Here is a 17,933-nt window from a genome sequence, read left to right as displayed (position 1 = left end):
GCTAGACCTGCACCATGTCGGCGAAGCGCGAGAAGTGCCCGTGGAACGCGACGGTGACGGTGCGGGTCGGACCGTTGCGGTGCTTCGCGACGATGAGGTCGGCTTCGCCGGCACGGGGGCTGTCGCGTTCGTAGGCGGACTCGCGGTGCAGCAGGATCACCATGTCGGCGTCCTGCTCGATCGAGCCCGACTCGCGCAGGTCGGACAGCGCGGGCATCTTGTCGGCGCGCTGCTCGGGCCCGCGGTTGAGCTGGGAGAGCGCGAGCACGGGCACCTGGAGCTCCTTGGCGAGCAGCTTGAGCGCACGCGAGAACTCCGAGACCTCCTGCTGGCGGCTCTCGACGCGCTTGCCGCTCGTCATGAGCTGCAGGTAGTCGATGACCACCATCTTCAGGCCGACACGCTGCTTGAGGCGGCGGCACTTCGCGCGGATCTCGACGAGTGTCATGTTGGGGGAGTCGTCGATGTAGAGCGGCGCGTCGTTGATGCGGCCCCGCGTCGAGGCGATCGTGGTCCAGTCGCGGGTGTCGACCGTTCCCTTCCGCATGTTCTGCAGCGGGACGGATGCCTCGGCCGAGAGCAGGCGCATCGCGATCTCGCTCCGCCCCATCTCGAGCGAGAAGAAGATCGTCGGCAGGTCGTGCGTGACCGCCGCGGACCGCGCGAAGTCGAGCGCGAGCGTGGACTTGCCCATCGCGGGACGCGCCGCGACGATGATCATCTGGCCGGGGTGGAAGCCGTTCGTGAGGTCGTCGAGGTCGGCGAAGCCGGTGGGCACGCCGGTCATCTTGCCGTCGGTGTGCTTCGCCGCCTCGATCTCATCGATCGCGGTGCCGATGGCGTCGGTCAGCGGAACGTAATCCTCGCTCTCGACCGAGCCGGTGACGTTGTAGATCTCGGCCTGCGCGGTGTTGACCAGCTCGACGACCTCGCCCTCGCCGGCGTAGCCCATCTGCACGATTCGCGTGCCCGCCTCGACCAGGCGGCGGAGCAGCGCCCGCTCTGCCACGATCGAGGCGTAGTAGCCGGCGTTCGCCGCCGTCGGGACCAGGCTCGTGAGGGTGTGCAGGTATTCCACCCCGCCGGCCCGCTGGAGCTCGCCGGTCTTGGTCAGTTCGTCGGTGACCGCGATGACATCGGTCGGCTCGCCGTGCGAGTACAGCGCGAGAATCGCGTTGAAGATGACCTCGTGCTTGGGCACGTAGAAGTCGATGCCTCGGAGCGTCTCGATGACGTCGGCGACGGCATCCTTCGAGAGCATCATGCCGCCGAGCGCGCTCTGCTCGGCGAGGAGGTCGTGCGGCGGGGTGCGCTCGCCCCGTCGGGCGTCGGGGTCGTCGATGGGTTCGGCGAGCCCGATATGCGCGATCGACAACTGGTGACCTCCGATTCGCTCAGGGCTCGTCGCCCGTCCCCCTCGGTCCAGTGGTACCCGGACCCCCCGACATGCCCTCGAATCGAGCCATGCGGCCTGCGCTCTCGACCCCGATCGTGGACGCTGACTCACCATAGGGAAGCCCGCATGGGGGACACAAGCCAGCCTGTGGATAACTCTGTGGAGCGATTGGGCGAAACGCCGCGGAACGTGTGCACACTGCCTGTGGAGAACTGTGGAATTCGCGAGAATCACATCGGCTGAATTACCCGCTGAACTGGTCTTTCATGATTCCACACCTGTGCACTACAAGTTTCTTTCGTTTCCCGGCTCGAGGGTTGTCCACCTGTGCACAAACATGAGGACAACGCCCCTGAAGAGGGGACATGCGAATCATCGCCGAACGGGTGTAGGGGATCGGCGACATTCCTCGGACACGACGACGCGGCGACGAGCCGGAGCTCGCCGCCGCGTCGATCGTTCGTGCGCTCAGCGACTACTTCGCCGCGACCACCTGCAGGGTGATCGTCGCGGTCACGTCCTCGCGGAGCTTGACCGTCGCCTCGTGGTCCCCGACCGACTTGATCGGCGTGGGGATCTCGATCTTGCGCTTGTCGATGTCGCCGAGGCCGGCGTCGGCGACCGCAGCCGCGACATCCGCCGTCTTGACCGAGCCGAACAGGCGACCGCCGAGGCCCGCCTTGACGGCCAGCTTGACCTTGCCCGACTCGAGCTTGGCCTTGACGGCCTGAGCGTCCTCGATCGAGTGCAGCTCGCGCGCGGCGCGAGCGGCCTTGATCTGGTCGACCTGCTTCTGGCCGCCGCGAGTCCACGGCGTCGCGAGGCCCTGGGGAACCAGGTAGTTGCGGGCGTAGCCGTTCTTGACCTCGACGACGTCGCCTGCGGTGCCGAGGCCGGTGACCTCGTTCGTGAGAATAACCTTTGCCATCGTCGTGCTCCTTAGCGGCCGGAGCCCGAGTAGGGCAGGAGGGCCATCTCGCGCGCGTTCTTCACGGCGCGGGCGATGAGGCGCTGCTCCTGCACGGAGACACCGGTGATGCGACGGGCGCGGATCTTGCCGCGCTCCGAGATGAACTTCCGAAGGGTCGCGACATCCTTGTAGTCGATGACGCCGACCTTGACGGACTTCGCGGGGGCGGCGTTCTTCGCGCCCTTGCCGCGAGGCTTGCGGCGGTCGCCGCTGCTCTTTCCAGCCATGGATCTTTCCTGTCGATTGTGTGGGTCGAGGAGGCGCGAAGCGCCGTCTCGACCCCCGCTGAGTGTTAGAAGGGCGTCTCGTCGCCGTAGTTGGTGCCCGGGGTGTTCCAGACGTCGCCGCCGCCCGAGGACTGCGCGGGAGCGCTGGGCGCCCACGCGTCATCGGACTGCTGCTGGCCGCCCCCGAAGGAGCCGCCGCCGCCGACGCCGCGGTTGGACTGGGCGCGCGTCACGGACGCGGTGGCGTAGCGCAGGCTCGGCCCGATCTCGTCGATCTCGAGCTCGATGCTGGTGCGCTTCTCGCCTTCCTTCGTCTCGTAGGAGCGCTGCTTGAGACGCCCGGAAGCGATGACCCGGGTTCCCTTGGTGAGCGATCCCGCGACGTGCTCGGCGAACTCGCGCCAGCAGCTCGCGCGCAGGAACAGGGCCTCGCCGTCCTTCCACTCGTTCGCCTGGCGGTCGAACGTGCGGGGGGTCGACGCGATCGTGAAGTTCGCGACCGCGAGCCCGTTCTGCGTGTAGCGCAGCTCGGGGTCTGCGGTGAGGTTGCCCACCACGGTGATGATGGTCTCGCCGGCCATGAGGACTAGGCGTCCTTCTTGGCGGGGGCGGCGGCCTTGCTCGCTGCAGCGGTCGCCTTCTTGGCGGCGCGCTTGGCGTCGGCGGCCTGGATCTTCTCGGCGCGGGCGACGGCCTCTTCGGCACGCAGGACCTTGGTGCGCATGACGGCCTCGCTGAGGTTCAGCTGGCGGTCGAGCTCGTTGGTCGTGGCCGACTCGGCGGTGAAGTTGACGACGGCGTAGATGCCCTCGGACTTCTTGTCGATCTCGTAGGCCAGGCGACGCTTGCCCCAGATGTCGACGGTGTCGACGGTGCCGCCATCGTTGCGGATGACGTTGAGGAACTTGTCGAGGCTCGGAGCAACGGTGCGCTCGTCGATCGACGGATCGAGGATCACCATCAGCTCGTACTGGTGCATGACAGACCCACCTCCTTCGGACTCAGGCGGTCACAGACGGTCTGTGACAGGAGGGTGTACATGCGTCACCCGCGGAGGCCGCGAATGCGGCGCACGGGCAACCTTCACATCGTAGCGGATGCCTCGCGCACGCGCACATCCGCGCGGCTCCGCCGATCCCGCGATCCGGACCTAGCCTCGCACTTCGATCTGCACGGGGAACTCGTGCTGGACCGAACCGTCCTTCGCGCTCAGGTCGAAGGCGACGACGTCGTATCGCCCGGGCGGAAGGTCGGTCGGCAGGGTGAGCCTGGCGCTGAACGGCGACTCCACGCAGCACTCCTCCGCCATGACCGGGAGTTCGACGACGGCCACGCCCGAGGCGTTGCGCACCTCCACGTTCAGTGCCGCTTCGAACACGGCGGCGGTCCCCGTCACCAGGATGAGGCCTCCCGGCGGGACCACCTGCCCGCACGTCGGGGTCGCGAGGATGATCGGCGGCCGTTCGGTGGTCACCGTGACCGGCACCTCGACGAGGTCGACGATCGATCCGTCCTTCGCGCTGTGCGAGTAGGCACGCACGACGATGGGCAGCGGGTCCACCTCGGGCGGGAAGGCGAGCACCGCCTCGAACGTGCCGGGCGTGCCCGAGCCCGAAGTTGCCGTGACGCCGCGCACGCAGTCCTGGAGCCCCGACTGGTCGACGACGTCGACCGTGACCTCGGCCTCGAACGTGTTCGCGTCGCCCGTCACGGTGAACGGCACGGAGACCGTCTCGCCCGCCGTCGGGCTCGTGATCGAGATCGCGGGTTCAGCCGTGACCGGCGGGGTCGTGGCGGGCGGCGGCGACGGGCTCGCGGTGGGCAGGGCGGTCGGCGGTCCCGAGCCGGGCGTGGAGCACGAGATCAGTGCCACGCTCGCGGCGATCGCCGCGAGGGCCAGCATGCGCGAAACGGCCATGATCGAACCGTCCTTCCCCGGTGCCGTGCAACGCCTTCACTCCGGGATGTCGCGAGGACGGGGAAAGGTCACGCATCCGAGGACACCGTGACCGAGTCGTGACCGACGTCGAGGGTCAGGCGCCGGGGGCGGCGGCCTGCCGCTCGGCCCACCAGGCGAGCAGGCGCTCGCGCGCGGCATCCGGCCCGATCGGGCCCTCGTCGAGGCGCACGTCGAGCAGGAACTTGTACGCCTCGCCCACGACCGGACCCGGTCGCACGCCGAGCGCCGCCATGATCTGCTGCCCGTCGAGCTCGGGGCGCACGGCGGCGAGCTCCTCCTCCTCGGCCAGGCGCGCGATGCGCTCCTCGAGGTCGTCGTAGGCGAAGCCGAGCCGGTCGGCCTTGCGCCGGTTGCGGGTCGTGACATCCGCTCGCGTGAGGATGTGGAGGCGCTCGAGCTGGTCGCCGGCGTCGCGCACGTAGCGGCGCACGGCCGAGTCGGTCCACGCGCCATCCGTGTACCCGAAGAAGCGAAGGTGCAGCTCGATGAGGCGCGACACCGCCTTGATCGTGTCGTTGTCGAACCGCAGGGCGCGCAGCCGCTTGCGGGCGAGCTTCGCGCCGACCATGTCGTGGTGGTGGAACGACACCGCGCCGCCCGGCTCGAGCCGCCGCGTCGCGGGCTTGCCGATGTCGTGCAGCAGCGCGGCGAGCCGCAGGACGAGGTCGGGCGAGTCGAGGCGTCCGCGCGACGCCTCGTAGTCGATCGCCTGGTCGAGCACGGTGAGCGAGTGCTCGTACACGTCCTTGTGATGGTGATGCTCGTCGATCTCGAGCATGAGTGCGGGGATCTCGGGCAGCACACGCGCCGCGATGCCGCTGTCGACGAGCAGCCGGATGCCGCGCATCGGCGTATCGGTCAGGAGCAGCTTCGACAGCTCGTCGCGCACCCGCTCGGCGGAGATCCGGTCGATCTCGGGCGCGAGTGCGAACATCGCCGCGAGCGTGTCGGGCTCGACCTCGAAGCCGAGCTGCGAGGCGAAGCGGGCGGCGCGCATCATCCGCAGCGGGTCGTCCCCGAACGACACCTCGGGCTTCGACGGCGTGCGCAGGACTCGCGCGATGAGGTCCTCGACGCCGCCCGAGGGATCCACCAGCTCGAGTCGGGGAAGGCGCAGCGCGAGCGCGTTGACCGTGAAGTCGCGGCGCTCGAGGTCGTCGACGAGCGACGTGCCGAACGCGACCTCGGGCTTGCGGGACGCGCCGTCGTACTCGTCGGCGCGGTAGGTCGTGATCTCGACGGTGTGGCCGTGGATCTTGGCGCCGATCGTGCCGAACTCGCGCCCGATGTCCCAGTGCGCCTCGGCGATCGGCTTCACGACCGCGAGGATCTCGTCGGGCGTCGCATCCGTCGTGAAGTCGAGGTCGTTGGTGCTCCGGTCGAGGAACGCGTCGCGCACGGGACCGCCGACGAGCGAGAGCTCGAATCCGGCCGCGTCGAACGCCGCGGCGAGCGTCGCGACCGTCGGCGACTCGGCCAGACCCGTCAGGCGGTCCAGGGCCTCGGCGACGCTGTGCATTGCTCCATGTTAGGCAGGGGGCCCGCTTCGGGGGCCGATCCGCGGTCGACCCCGGCTCGATCGCGGCTCGATCGCGGCTAGATCACCGAGTGGGCGGATGGCGCGTGCGCACCCTGCGGGCTCCCGGATCGCACGCCGTAGAATCGCCACCATGCCGGCCGAGTCGACCTCCCATCGACGCGTCCGCCGACTCCTCATCCTCGCCGCAGCCGGGGCCGCCTGCGCCCTGGGCGTCGCCGGTGCCGCGCTGCCGTCCGCGAGCCCGGCGCACGCAGCCTCAGTGGCCGCGCCGGCCGCCGCTCCGAGCGAGGAATCCGATGGAGTGCGGCTGAGCGTGGCGCCTGCCGAGGCCACCACGGTCGCAGCCGGCCGGCCGATCGAGGTCGTCGTCGAGATCGTCAACCGCTCCGACGACGCGATCCGCGCCGGCGCGCTGCTCCTCGGCGTCTCGACGGATCCCGAGGACCCCGACGCCGAGGTGGAGCCCGTCGCCGAACGCGCCACGGCATCGCTCGCCGTCGGTGCCGCGACCTCCCTCGCCTTCACGCTCCCTGCCGATGCGACCGACGCCGACGAGCCGGTGATCGGCCTGGCGGCCTCACTCGAGGTCGACGGCGGCACGGTGTCCTCCGCTCGTACCATCGTCGCGAACTCCGCCGTGGTGCCCGCAGCGCCCGCCGGCCTCGCCTTGGCCTACCCGCTGACCGTGCCGCCGCAGGAGACGGGCCTCATCCCGGCCGATCTCCTCGAATCCTGGACGGGGCCGGCCGGCCTGCTCACGCGACAGCTCGACGCCGTCTCGGGCCGCCCGGTGGCCGTGGGGATCGATCCCCGGATCCCCGCCTCCATCCGCATCCTCGGAGCGTCGGCGCCCGAGAGCGCGGTGGCCTGGCTGGAACGACTCGCGGCCATGCCGAACGAGGCATTCCCGTTGGCGTATGCAGACGCCGACCTCGCCGCTCAGGCGCAGGCCGGCGTCGACGAGCCCCTCGAGCCGTTCGGCTTCGGCGACGCGATCGACCCGGCAGACTTCCCGGCCGAGGCCGGCGACGGCGAGGCGACGCCCGCGCCCGAGGCGGTTCCCGACATGGCCACGCTGCTGGAGTGGGACTTCACCCGGACCGACATCGCCTGGCCTGCCGACGACACCGTCGCCACCGGTGACCTCGACTGGTTAGCCGCGGGCGGGCTGACCACGGCGATCCTCGCCTCGGGCAACGTCGAGCCCGTCGACACGGCCGTGAACGCGGGAGCGACGATCGACGGCCGGGCCGCCGTGGTCGCGGATGCCGAGGTCACGGACGCCCTGCGCGCGGCGGCGTCGGCGACATCCGAGACCGCGTGGCGCGGCGCCACCGCCCGCGCGCTCGCCGAGCTCGCACTCGCCGCCGACGAGGACGCGCCCGTCACGTTGCTCGGCACGTTCGACCGCGCCGCAGGCCTCGACGCCGACCGCGTCGCGTCCACGATCGAGGCGGTCGCATCGGGTCCGTGGGCGCGTTCCGCGACGCTCGCCGAGGCCGTCGGCGCGCCTCCCGCCGAGCGGACGCTCGTGTCGATGCCCGAGGATGGGCAGCGCATCGAGAACGTCGGCCGGCTGCTGTCGGCCGAGCGCGCCGTCGACGAGTTCTCCGACGTGCTGGCCGACCCGACGGTGCTCACGGGTCCCACGCGCCGAGACCTCCTCGCCCTCCTCGACGTCGGATGGCTCGACCGTCCCGAGGAGTGGACCGACGCCGTGGGCACGTGGCTGGTCGACCGGCGCGCGGTCACCGACGCCGTCTCGATCGTGCCGAGCAGCAGCGTGCTGGTGGTCGCCACCGAGACCGGCATCCCGATCACGGTGCAGAACGACCTGCCGTACCCGGTCGACGTGACCGTGCAGGTCGCGCCCTCGAACGGCCGACTGATCGTCGAGGAGCCCGTCGAGGCCACCGTCGAAGCCGACAGCCGCGGCACCGTGAGCGTGCCCGTCGCCGCGGGCGTCGGCAGCGGCGAGGTGACGCTCGTCGTCTCGCTGACCTCGCCCGACGGCACGCCCGTAGGCTCAAGCGTGCGGGTGCCCGCCAACGTCCAGGCCGACTGGGAGGGCGTCGGTGCCGCCGTCATCGCCGGCATCGTGATCGCGGTCTTCGCGATCGGCCTGATCCGCGCGTTCCGTCGCCGCCGGCGCACGCCCGCGGGATCCGGGGTCGCTGCGGTGACGCCCGCACCCCGGGCCGAGGCATCCGCGGCCGCGCCCGCGCCACCCGAGCGCGCTCCCGACGTCGACCAGCCCGACCCCGAGCCCCGACCCGAGCCCGAGCCCGATCGCGACACGGCACCCGCGTCCGCGACCGCCCCCGCGACATCCGACACCGCCAGACCCGCCGAGGACCCCACGCATGACTGACCGCATCGCCCGCGCGAGCCTCTTCCTCGCGTCGGGCACGATCGTCTCGCGCATCCTCGGATTCCTGAAGGCGATCGTGCTCGCCGCGACCATCGGCGTGGTCGGCTCGGCCAGCGCCGACGCGTTCGCGGTCGCCAACGGCCTGCCGAACACCGTCTACGTCATCGTCGCCGGCGGCGTGCTGAGCGCGGTGCTCGTGCCGCAGATCGTGCGTGCGGCGACCCATGAGGACGGCGGCAGCGCGTACATCAACAAGCTCGTGACGCTCGCCCTCGTCGTGATCGGCGCCGCGACGGTGCTCGCGACCGCGCTCGCGCCGCTGCTCGCGTGGATCTACGGCGGCAACTTCCCCCCCGAGACGCTCGCCCTCGCCACGGCATTCGCGTTCTGGTGCCTGCCGCAGATCTTCTTCTACGGGCTCTACACGCTCCTCGGCGAGGTGCTCAACGCCCGTCGCAGCTTCGGGCCCTTCACGTGGGTTCCGGTGCTCAACAACGTCGTCGCCCTCGTCGGCCTCGTCGCGTTCGGGCTGCTGTTCGGCTTCGATCCGACCGGCAGCCGCACGGCCGAGGACTGGACGCCCGGCATGGTCGCCCTCTTGGCCGGCACCGCGACGCTCGGCATCGTCGCGCAGGCGGTCGTGCTGTTCTGGTTCTGGCGCCGCATCGGCCTGCGCTACCGCCTCGACTTCCACTGGCGGGGCGTCGGCCTGCGTTCGGCGGGTCGCATGGCCGGCTGGACGTTCGGGATGCTGCTGCTCACGACGCTCGCCGGCATCGTGCAGACCCGCGTCGTGAGCGAGGCGTCGGGGTACGGGGCATCGGTCGCGGCGACGGATGCCGCGTGGCTGATCTTCATGCTGCCCCACTCGGTCATCACCGTGTCCATCGCGACGGCGTACTTCACGCGCATGAGCGAGCACGCACGCGACGGCAAGCTCGAACGGGTCCGCCACGACCTCTCCGGCGCCGTACGCGGCGTCGGGCTCATCCTCACGCTCGCGTCGGCGGTGCTCATCGTCGTGGCCTACCCGTTCGCGGCGGTGTTCCAGCCGGGCGACTTCGGGAGCGTGTCGGCGCTCGGCAATGTCATCATCGCCTTCGCCATCGGCCTCGTGGCCTTCAGCGTGCTGTTCGTCGTGCAGCGCACCTTCTACGCGCTCGGTGACACGCGCACCCCGTTCCTGTTCACGCTCGTGCAGGTCGTGCTCTTCTCGCTCGCGGCGCTCGCGTGCCTGCTGTTCCTGCCGCGCGAGTGGATCGCAGTCGGCGTCGCGCTCGCGACGACCGTCGCGGGCGTCATCCAGCTCGGCCTCGCCGTGGCGCTGCTGCGCCCGAAGCTCGGCACCCTCGACGGACGTCACGTCGTGACGAGCCTCGGCCGCGACCTCGTCGCGGTGATCCTCCCGATCGCCGCGGGCGTCGCGATCGCCTGGGCGTTCGGGGCGTTCCGCGACGGCGGATTCGCGGTCGCCGACCGCTGGAGCGCCATCCTCGTCATGGCCATCGTGGGCGTCGTGATGGCCGCGATGTACGGAGCCATCCTGTGGCTCCTGCGCTCGCCCGAACTGCGAGGTTTCGTCGGGCCGGCCCTCGCGCGGCTCCGCCGCGGGTGACGACGGGCGGATGGCGCGGCGCGACATCCGCGACCGCCGCCCTGCGGCGCTCCTGTGACCCGCCCGTGAGCGCCGGTCGCCCGGAATAGCCGCCGCCTAGACTGTGTTCCACATGTCGTGGCATCCGCTCGACCGGGTGCCGCGCTGATGCAGGAGACAGGAGCGGCTTTGCGCGACATCATCATCATCGGGTCGGGGCCGGCGGGCTTCACCGCCGCCATCTACGCGGCCCGGGCCGAGCTGAAGCCGATGCTCATCGCCAGCTCCGTCGAGATCGGCGGCGAGCTGATGAACACGACCGAGGTCGAGAACTTCCCGGGCTTCCCCGAGGGCATCATGGGCCCCGACCTCATGGGCAAGATGCAGGCGCAGGCCGAGCGATTCGGAACCGAGGTCGTCTACGACGACGTCGTGGAGCTCGAGCTCGACGGCCCCGTCAAGCGCGTCAAGCTCGGCAACGGCGGGGAGCACGAGGCGAAGGCGATCATCTTCGCGACCGGCTCGGCCTATCGCAAGCTCGGCCTCCCCGAGGAGGAGCGCCTGTCGGGCCACGGCCTGTCGTGGTGCGCCACGTGCGACGGCTTCTTCTTCCGCGAGAAGACGATCGCGGTCGTGGGCGGAGGCGACTCCGCGATGGAGGAGGCCACCTTCCTCACCCGATTCGCCGACAAGGTCTACGTCATCCACCGCCGCGACTCGCTCAAGGCCTCGAAGATCATGCAGCAGCGTGCGTTCGACAACCCCAAGATCGAGTTCATCTGGAACGCCGAGGTCGAGGCGATCCACGGTGACTCGGCCGTGACCGGCGTGACCCTGCGCGACACCGTGACCGGCGACGTGCGCGGCCTCGACCTCGATGGCCTGTTCGTCGCGATCGGCAACGACCCGCGCACCCACCTCGTGCACGGCAAGCTCGACCTGACGCCCGAGGGCACGATCCACGTCGACGGGCGATCCTCGCGCACGTCGGTCGTCGGCGTCTTCGCCGCAGGCGACGTGATCGACCCGACCTACCGCCAGGCCGTCACGGCGGCCGGCTCCGGAACCGTCGCCGCCCTCGACGCCGAGCACTACCTCGCCGCCCTCGAGGACTCGCGAACGCCCGAGGCCGCCGAGGCCGAGGCCGAGGCGGTCGACGAGGCCGTCGCCATCGACCGGCTCGCCGAGGTGGGCTGACGGCTCCGGCCGTTCCGGCCCGCTTCGCGACATCCGGCTCAGCGACGTCACCGTCGCATCGACTTCACCGAGAGGAGAACACCCATGACTGCACGCGCAGTGACCGAGGCCACCTGGGAGCAGGAGGTCCTGAACAACGACAAGGCCGTGCTGGTCGACTTCTGGGCCGAGTGGTGCGGGCCGTGTCGCGCGGTCAGCCCCATCCTCGACCAGATCGCGACCGAGCACTCCGACAAGCTCGACATCGTCAAGCTCAACGTCGACGAGAACCCCGGCCTCGCGATGAAGTACCAGATCACCGCGATCCCCGCGTTCAAGGTGTTCGAGAAGGGCGAGGTCGTCAAGACCGTCATCGGCGCCAAGCCGAAGCCCGCCCTCGAGGCCGACCTCGCCGCCTACATCGCCTAGCTGTGATGTCCAAGGACGTTGCTTCGTGAATCGCGTGTGATCTGCTGGCGGGCGAAAGCCTCCCGTTGTGAAGTGGAGCTGTCTAGGAACCGCTTCACGCAACAGGAGGCCTTCGTGTCCCACGCTAACGCTGCTCTCACTCCACGCGCCCGTCTGCGGCTCGCGAAGCTGGTCGTCGAAGAGCGGTGGCCACCGGCGATCGCGGCGAGGATGTTCATGGTCTCGCCCGTCACCGCCCGCAAGTGGGCGGCACGCTATCGCGCTGAAGGTTCGGCCGGAATGACGGACCGTTCCAGCCGCCCGCACTCGATGCCGACCAAGACGCCGCCGGCAACGGTCAAACAGATCGTGCAGCTGCGGTGGCGTCGTCGGCTCGGGCCGGCGCAGATCGCCGGCGCACTCGGGATGCCGGTCTCCACCGTGCACGCCGTGCTCACGAGATGTCGGATCAACAGGCTGTCTCGCATCGACCGGGTCACCGGGGAACCGATCCGCCGCTATGAGCACGAGAAGCCGGGCTCGATGATCCACGTCGACGTGACGAAGTTCGGCAACATCCCCGACGGCGGCGGCTGGCGGTTCACAGGCAAGCAACAAGGCGACAAGAACAAGGCGGCAACTGCGGTGCGTACCGGACGGACCCAGAAGGGACACCCGAACATCGGCACCGCGTTCCTACACACGGTGATCGATGATCACTCCCGCGTCGCCTACGTCGAGATCTGCCACAACGAGAAAGCCGACACCGCCATCGCGGTCCTGCAACGCGCAGTCGCGTGGTTCGCCGACCACGGGGTCACCGTCGAACGAGTGCTCTCAGACAACGGCCCGGCCTACCGCTCCAACGCCTGGCGTGACGCGTGCGCCGAGCTCGGCATTCAACCCAAACGGACTCGTCCCTACCGGCCGCAGACGAACGGCAAGATCGAACGATTCCACCGAACCCTCGCCGACGGATGGGCATACGCACGCTTCTACGGATCAGAGACCGAACGCCGCGCTGCGCTCCCCGGCTGGCTGCACTTCTACAATCACCACAGGCAGCACTCCGCAATCGGAGCCGCACCCATCAGCAGACTCAACAACCTGCCTGGACATCACACGTAGCCGGCCGCCTCGCATCGCAACAGGACCCGTCCGGCAGCCGCCGGGCGGGTCTTCTGCGTCTTCAGGGGCGGCGCGGATGGCTCGGCGCGCCGCCCGGCTCGGCGAGATCCGTCGGCGCGCGACGCCGCGTCATCCGCCTTCGAGCGGTGACTAGCATGAGAATCCTGAGCAGAACGGACAGCACCTGTGACCCCTGACGTCCCCCAGCGGACCGGCAACAACCTCGACCCCTGGTACGCGAACTACGCCGAGCGAGCCGCCGGCTTCTCCGCGTCCGAGGTCCGAGCCCTGTTCGCCGTGGCCTCGCGACCAGAGGTCGTCTCGCTCGCGGGCGGCATGCCGTACGTGTCGGCGCTGCCGCAGGAACTCATCACGTCGGCCTTCGAGCGCGTCATGCGCGAACAGGGCCCGGTCGCCCTGCAGTACGGCTCGGGACAGGGCATTCCGTCGCTGCGCGAGCACATCCTCGACGTGATGTCGCTCGAGGGGATCCGGGCCTCGGTCGACAACGTGGTGACGTCGACCGGATCGCAACAGGCACTGGACTTCGTCGCGAAGCTCTTCCTCGACCCCGGCGACGTGGTGCTCGCCGAGGCGCCCTCGTACGTCGGCGCGATGGGCGTGTTCCGCTCGTACCAGGCGTCGGTCGTGCACGTGGCGATGGACGACGACGGGCTCATCCCCGAGGCGCTGCGGCAGACCATCGCGCACCTGCGCGGGCAGGGTCGGCGGATCAAGTTCCTGTACACGATCCCGAACTTCCACAACCCGGCCGGCGTGACGCTCTCGGCTGAGCGACGCCCCGAGATCCTCGAGATCTGCCGCTCCAACGAGATCCTCGTGCTCGAGGACAACCCGTACGGCCTGCTGCACTTCGACCAGCCGGCGCCCGACGCCCTGCGCTCGATGGATCCCGAGGGCGTCGTCTACCTCGGCTCGTTCTCCAAGACCCTGGCGCCCGGGTTCCGCGTCGGCTGGGCGCTTGCGCCGCACGCGATCCGCGAGAAGCTCATCCTCGCCGCCGAGTCCGCGATCCTCTCGCCCTCGTCGTTCAGCCAGCTCGTCGTCTCCGAGTACCTGTCGCAGGCCGACTGGCGCGGACAGATCGACGCGTTCCGAGGGGTGTATCGCGAACGCAAGGAGGCGATGGTCGAGGCGCTGGGGGAGTACCTCCCGCAGCTATCCTGGACGAACCCGAACGGCGGATTCTACGTGTGGGTCACGTTGCCCGACGTGCTCGATTCCAAGCAGATGCTGCCGCGCGCGGTCCGCGAGCTCGTCGCCTACACCCCGGGCACGGCGTTCTTCGCCGACGGTCGCGGACGGCATGCGATGCGGCTCTCGTTCTGCTATCCGACGCCCGATGCCATCCGGCTCGGGATCCGGCGCCTCGCGACGGTCGTCAACGGCGAGCTCGATCTCCTCGACACCTTCGCGGGCACCGGATCCCTGCAGTCGCCCGATCGTCCCGGCATCGAACTCGCCCCGCCCACCGATCTCAAGTAGTGGAGAAACCCCTGATCATGAGCGAATCCACCGGACTCTCCGTCGTCGTGCTCGCGGGTGGCATCTCGCACGAGCGGGATGTCTCGCTCCGCTCCGGTCGACGGGTCGCCGATGCGCTCCTGCAGGCCGGCCACCGGGTCGAGCTGCGCGACCCCGATGCCGGGCTACTGCCGTACCTGGCCGAGCGACGCCCCGACGTGGTGTTCCCGGCGCTGCACGGATCGAGCGGGGAGGACGGCTCGCTGCTCGAGCTCCTCGCGGCGATCGCGATGCCGACGGTGGGCTCGACCGGTGCGGCGGCCCGTCGCGCGTGGTCCAAGCCGGTCGCGACCTCGCTCGTCGCGCAGGCGGGTGTCGCCGTGCCGGATTCCATCGTGCTCTCGCACGAGGCGTTCCGGGAACTCGGCGCCGCGAGCGTGCTGCGCGTCGTGCGCGAGGCGCTCGACGGCGACCTGGTCGTGAAGCCGGGGGCCGGCGGCTCGGCGCAGGGAGTGACCATCGTGGAAGACCCGACCGAGCTGCCGCGGGCGATGGTCGACGCGTTCACCTACGACGACATCGCCATCGTCGAGCGTCGTGTCGTGGGCACCGAGCTCGCGATCGCGATCGTCGAGACGGATGGCGCGCCGCGCCCACTGACCGCGGTCGAGATCGTCCCCACCACCGGCGTGTACTCCTTCCAGGCGCGATACAACGCTGGGGAGACCACGTTCTTCGCGCCGTGCCGCCTCGACGACGAGACGGTGGCGCGCGCGACCGACGCCGCGCTGCTCGCCCACCGCACGCTGGGCCTTCGCGACCTCTCGCGCGTCGACCTCATCGTGGATGCCGCGGGCACGCCGTGGTTCCTCGAGGCCAATGTGCTTCCCGGCCTGACCGAGACCTCGCTCGTTCCGCTCGCCATCGAGGCGTCCGACACCGATGCCGCGACGGTCTACGACGCGCTCGTTCGTGGCGCGGTCGCCCGCGCCGCCTGAGCGGCGCGGCGACCGCCTCGGAGCGTCGGGCGCTCCGGAGCCGGCTCAGAGTCCCTCGAGGTCCTCGCCGAGCTCGCCGAGGATGCGTCGGAGGTCCTGAACAGTCGCGAAATCGATGCTGATCTGGCCCTTTCGCGCGCCCAGGCTGATCCGTACGCGCGTGTCCAGTCGATCTCCGAGGCGCGTGGACAGGTCGTCGAGGAACTCCTGGCGCTTGCCCGCCGCGGGCTTGGGACGACCGGGTTTGGGCGTCTCGGCCACGATCGCCTCGGCGGCGCGGACCGAGAGGTCCTCGTTGACGATCTTGTCGGCGAGCCGCTGCATGGCCTCGGGATCGCCCGCGGCGAGGATGGCTCGGGCATGCCCGGCGCTCAGCACACCGGCCGCCACCCGGAGCTGGACTGGCTCGGGCAGCTTCAGGAGCCTGAGCGTGTTGGAGATCTGCGGTCGCGAGCGCCCGATGCGGGTCGCCAGCTCCTCCTGCGTGATCCCGAAGTCGGCGAGCAGCTGCTGGTAGGCCGAGGCCTCTTCCAGCGGATTCAGCTGCGACCGGTGGAGGTTCTCGAGCAGCGCATCGCGGAGCATCGCCTCATCGGCGGTCTCCTTGACGACGGCCGGGATGGTGTCGAGGCCCGCAGCCTTGGTCGCCCGCAGGCGCCGTTCCCCCATGACGAGCTCGTACTTGCCGGGCTGATCGGGATGCGGACGAACCACGATCGGCTGCAGCACGCCGAACTCGCGGACGCTGTGCACGAGCTCGGCGAGATCCTCGGGGTCGAAGACGCTGCGCGGCTGCTGGGCGTTGGGAAGGATGTCATCGGGATCGAGCCGTGAGAGGTGGGCGCCGGGAACCATGACCAGGTTCGCGTCGGCCGCACTCTCGACCGCCGCAACGGCCGGCTTCGGAGCGTCACTGTCGGGGAAGAACACGTCGACCGGCCGAGTCGCACGTGGTGCGTCCTCGGTCGTGGGGATGAGTGCTCCGATGCCCCGGCCGAGGCCCGTGCGCTTCGTTGCCATCAGTCGTGCTCCTTGTCTGCGGATGCTCCGCGCCAGGCGATCTCCGCCGCGGCCTCTCGGTACGAGAGCGAACCGCTGGACGCGAAGTCGTAGCTGATGACGCTCTGGCCGTAGCTCGGCGCCTCCGAGACGCGGACCGAGCGGGGGATGATCGTCTCGAGCGTCTGACCGGGGAAGTGGTCGCGGACCTCCTGCGCCACCTGCTGTGCGAGGTTCGTACGGGAGTCGTACATGGTCAGCAGGATCGTCGTGAGACGCAGCTCGGGGTTCAGGTGACGCTCGATCAACTCGATGTTGCTGAGCAGCTGCGAAAGCCCTTCAAGCGCGTAGTACTCGCACTGGATGGGGATGAGGACCTCACGGGCAGCGACGAACGCGTTGATCGTGAGCAAGCCGAGCGACGGCGGGCAGTCGATGAAGACGTAGTCATACGGCTGGTCCATTCCGTCGAGGTGGGCGTCGAGCGCGCGGCGAAGTCGCTGCTCGCGCGCCACCAGTGAGACGAGTTCGATCTCGGCGCCCGCCAGGTGGATCGTCGCCGGGACGCAGTCGAGTCGCTCGTGCTCGGTCGACGAGCGCACGACATCGGCCAGGGGAAGGTCGCTGACGAGTACGTCGTAGACGCTCTGCTGGTCGGATCGGTGCTCGACCCCGAGGGCGGTCGAGGCGTTGCCCTGCGGATCGAGGTCGATCACGAGGACCTTCGCACCGGTGCGAGCCAGTGCGGCGGCCAGGTTGACCGCGGAGGTCGTCTTGCCGACGCCACCCTTCTGGTTGGAGATGGTGAAGATGCGCGTCGAGGCGGGGAGGGGCAGCACCGCCTCCGCGAGCGCGAGTCGCCGGCGGGTCTCGTCGGCAAGCTGATCGGCCAGTGGAGTGCCTCCAGAGGATTCGTGTGTTTCACGTGAAACATCGGCGGGGGGTTCGGCGACGGTCGACGGCGCGGCGACGGGGGAGTAGGCGAGCGCAGCGGTGGCCGCGTCAGTCGACTGTTGCCCGTCGTCTGCCGCGGCACGCGGGACGAGATCAGCGGTAATTGGCTGGACTGAGACCTGGGCGCCCGCTTCTGCGCCGTCGCCGGCGGGCTCGTCGAATACGCGGTATTCGTCGTCGAGCTCGGGGGCCGGCGAAGCGGATTCGACGAGCTGATCGACGGCCACCACACGCGGCGTCGTCGAAACCGGCGTTGCGGCCTCGTCGGTCGACTGCTCCTGCACGGCCCGCGGCTGGTGCAGGCTCGAGACGGTCTCGGCCGTCGCATCGCCCACGATCTCGCGGATGATGTCCTCGAGCAGCTTGTCGGGGTCGCTCCGATGCGTCGTTGGGACGCTGCCTGTGGGGACTCCCGAGTCCTGCTCGTCGGAGAGCGCCGCGGCCGTCGCCGCATCCCAGTCGAAACCTGGAGCGTGCGGAGGCGGGCCTGCGACCGTGTTCGTGGGGGACGAGGGCACCGACGTCGGACGATCGACCGAGGACGGAGGAGCGTATCGCTCGTTCTCGGACGTCTGGGACGACGGGCTCACGGCGCGGTCGTGATTCGAGATCTCCGTCGGCGCGGGCGGCGTCGGAGCGGCGTGCTCCGACGGCGGCCGGAAGGGCGCGTCGAGGTCGCCGGGTGTCGTGGCGGTGGTCACAGGTCGGTCGTTTCCGTTCGTTCGAG

16 protein-coding genes are annotated in these 17,933 nt (G+C 70.0%); 7 read left to right on the top strand and 9 right to left on the bottom strand.

Going from position 1 to position 17,933, the window contains the following annotated elements:
* Position 1: 1 nt before the first annotated feature.
* The 7 genes from dnaB to BLT99_RS14460 all read right to left on the bottom strand — a co-directional run bounded on the left by dnaB (position 2) and on the right by BLT99_RS14460 (position 6,072).
* Positions 2 to 1,375: a replicative DNA helicase gene (gene dnaB, locus BLT99_RS14490; protein ID WP_092673959.1), complete on the bottom strand. Its 1,374-nt coding sequence runs from the start codon at positions 1,373 to 1,375 to the stop codon at positions 2 to 4.
* A gap of 496 nt (positions 1,376 to 1,871) precedes the next feature.
* Complete coding sequence (gene rplI / locus BLT99_RS14485) at positions 1,872 to 2,324, bottom strand: 50S ribosomal protein L9 (protein ID WP_092673956.1); 453 nt, start codon at positions 2,322 to 2,324, stop codon at positions 1,872 to 1,874.
* A gap of 11 nt (positions 2,325 to 2,335) precedes the next feature.
* Positions 2,336 to 2,593, bottom strand: coding sequence for a 30S ribosomal protein S18 (gene rpsR / locus BLT99_RS14480; RefSeq protein WP_092673953.1), 258 nt, complete (start codon positions 2,591 to 2,593; stop codon positions 2,336 to 2,338).
* 65 nt (positions 2,594 to 2,658) lie between these two features.
* The gene (locus BLT99_RS14475; protein ID WP_092673950.1) at positions 2,659 to 3,174 is read right to left on the bottom strand and encodes a single-stranded DNA-binding protein; all 516 of its coding nucleotides are present in this window, start codon (positions 3,172 to 3,174) and stop codon (positions 2,659 to 2,661) included.
* A 5-nt stretch (positions 3,175 to 3,179) separates the two neighbouring features.
* Complete coding sequence (rpsF, locus tag BLT99_RS14470; protein ID WP_092673947.1) at positions 3,180 to 3,572, bottom strand: 30S ribosomal protein S6; 393 nt, start codon at positions 3,570 to 3,572, stop codon at positions 3,180 to 3,182.
* Between the two features lie 171 nt (positions 3,573 to 3,743).
* A complete protein-coding gene (locus BLT99_RS14465) occupies positions 3,744 to 4,511 on the bottom strand; it encodes a Gmad2 immunoglobulin-like domain-containing protein (RefSeq protein WP_092673944.1) in 768 nt (255 codons plus the stop codon).
* 115 nt (positions 4,512 to 4,626) lie between these two features.
* Positions 4,627 to 6,072 (bottom strand): CCA tRNA nucleotidyltransferase, encoded by a 1,446-nt coding sequence (locus tag BLT99_RS14460; RefSeq protein WP_092673940.1) that lies wholly within the window; start codon positions 6,070 to 6,072, stop codon positions 4,627 to 4,629.
* 151 nt (positions 6,073 to 6,223) lie between these two features.
* Here BLT99_RS14460 and BLT99_RS14455 point away from each other — a divergent pair, with 151 nt between their 5' ends.
* The 7 genes from BLT99_RS14455 to BLT99_RS14425 all read left to right on the top strand — a co-directional run bounded on the left by BLT99_RS14455 (position 6,224) and on the right by BLT99_RS14425 (position 15,253).
* Entirely contained in the window at positions 6,224 to 8,464 is a 2,241-nt protein-coding gene (locus BLT99_RS14455) for a DUF6049 family protein (protein ID WP_092673938.1), read from the top strand.
* Complete coding sequence (gene murJ / locus BLT99_RS14450) at positions 8,457 to 10,079, top strand: murein biosynthesis integral membrane protein MurJ (RefSeq protein ID WP_092673935.1); 1,623 nt, start codon at positions 8,457 to 8,459, stop codon at positions 10,077 to 10,079. The genes BLT99_RS14455 and murJ overlap by 8 nt, the downstream gene beginning before the upstream one ends.
* A gap of 168 nt (positions 10,080 to 10,247) precedes the next feature.
* Complete coding sequence (trxB, locus tag BLT99_RS14445) at positions 10,248 to 11,255, top strand: thioredoxin-disulfide reductase (RefSeq protein WP_092673932.1); 1,008 nt, start codon at positions 10,248 to 10,250, stop codon at positions 11,253 to 11,255.
* Positions 11,256 to 11,339: 84 nt separating this feature from the next.
* Positions 11,340 to 11,663, top strand: coding sequence for a thioredoxin (gene trxA, locus BLT99_RS14440; RefSeq protein WP_092673929.1), 324 nt, complete (start codon positions 11,340 to 11,342; stop codon positions 11,661 to 11,663).
* A 114-nt stretch (positions 11,664 to 11,777) separates the two neighbouring features.
* Positions 11,778 to 12,770, top strand: coding sequence for an IS481 family transposase (locus BLT99_RS14435; protein ID WP_157675004.1), 993 nt, complete (start codon positions 11,778 to 11,780; stop codon positions 12,768 to 12,770).
* A 186-nt stretch (positions 12,771 to 12,956) separates the two neighbouring features.
* On the top strand, positions 12,957 to 14,276 hold the full coding sequence (locus BLT99_RS14430; RefSeq protein WP_092673925.1) for an aminotransferase-like domain-containing protein: 1,320 nt from the start codon (positions 12,957 to 12,959) through the stop codon (positions 14,274 to 14,276).
* Positions 14,277 to 14,293: 17 nt separating this feature from the next.
* Positions 14,294 to 15,253 (top strand): D-alanine--D-alanine ligase family protein, encoded by a 960-nt coding sequence (locus BLT99_RS14425; protein ID WP_092676452.1) that lies wholly within the window; start codon positions 14,294 to 14,296, stop codon positions 15,251 to 15,253.
* A gap of 45 nt (positions 15,254 to 15,298) precedes the next feature.
* On the opposite strand, the gene BLT99_RS14420 is transcribed toward BLT99_RS14425, so the two are convergent.
* Together BLT99_RS14420 and BLT99_RS18105 are read right to left on the bottom strand one after the other, a co-directional pair.
* On the bottom strand, positions 15,299 to 16,273 hold the full coding sequence (locus BLT99_RS14420; protein ID WP_092673922.1) for a ParB/RepB/Spo0J family partition protein: 975 nt from the start codon (positions 16,271 to 16,273) through the stop codon (positions 15,299 to 15,301).
* Positions 16,273 to 17,145, bottom strand: a complete 873-nt coding sequence (locus tag BLT99_RS18105) for a ParA family protein (RefSeq protein ID WP_229724455.1) — start codon at positions 17,143 to 17,145, stop codon at positions 16,273 to 16,275. Before BLT99_RS18105 ends, BLT99_RS14420 begins: the two co-directional genes overlap by 1 nt.
* Positions 17,146 to 17,933: the final 788 nt, after the last annotated feature.

This window comes from Agromyces flavus (assembly GCF_900104685.1).
Lineage (GTDB): Bacteria > Actinomycetota > Actinomycetes > Actinomycetales > Microbacteriaceae > Agromyces > Agromyces flavus.
Note: the sequence above shows the minus strand (reverse complement) of the source record. Positions and strands in the feature narration are given on the sequence as shown.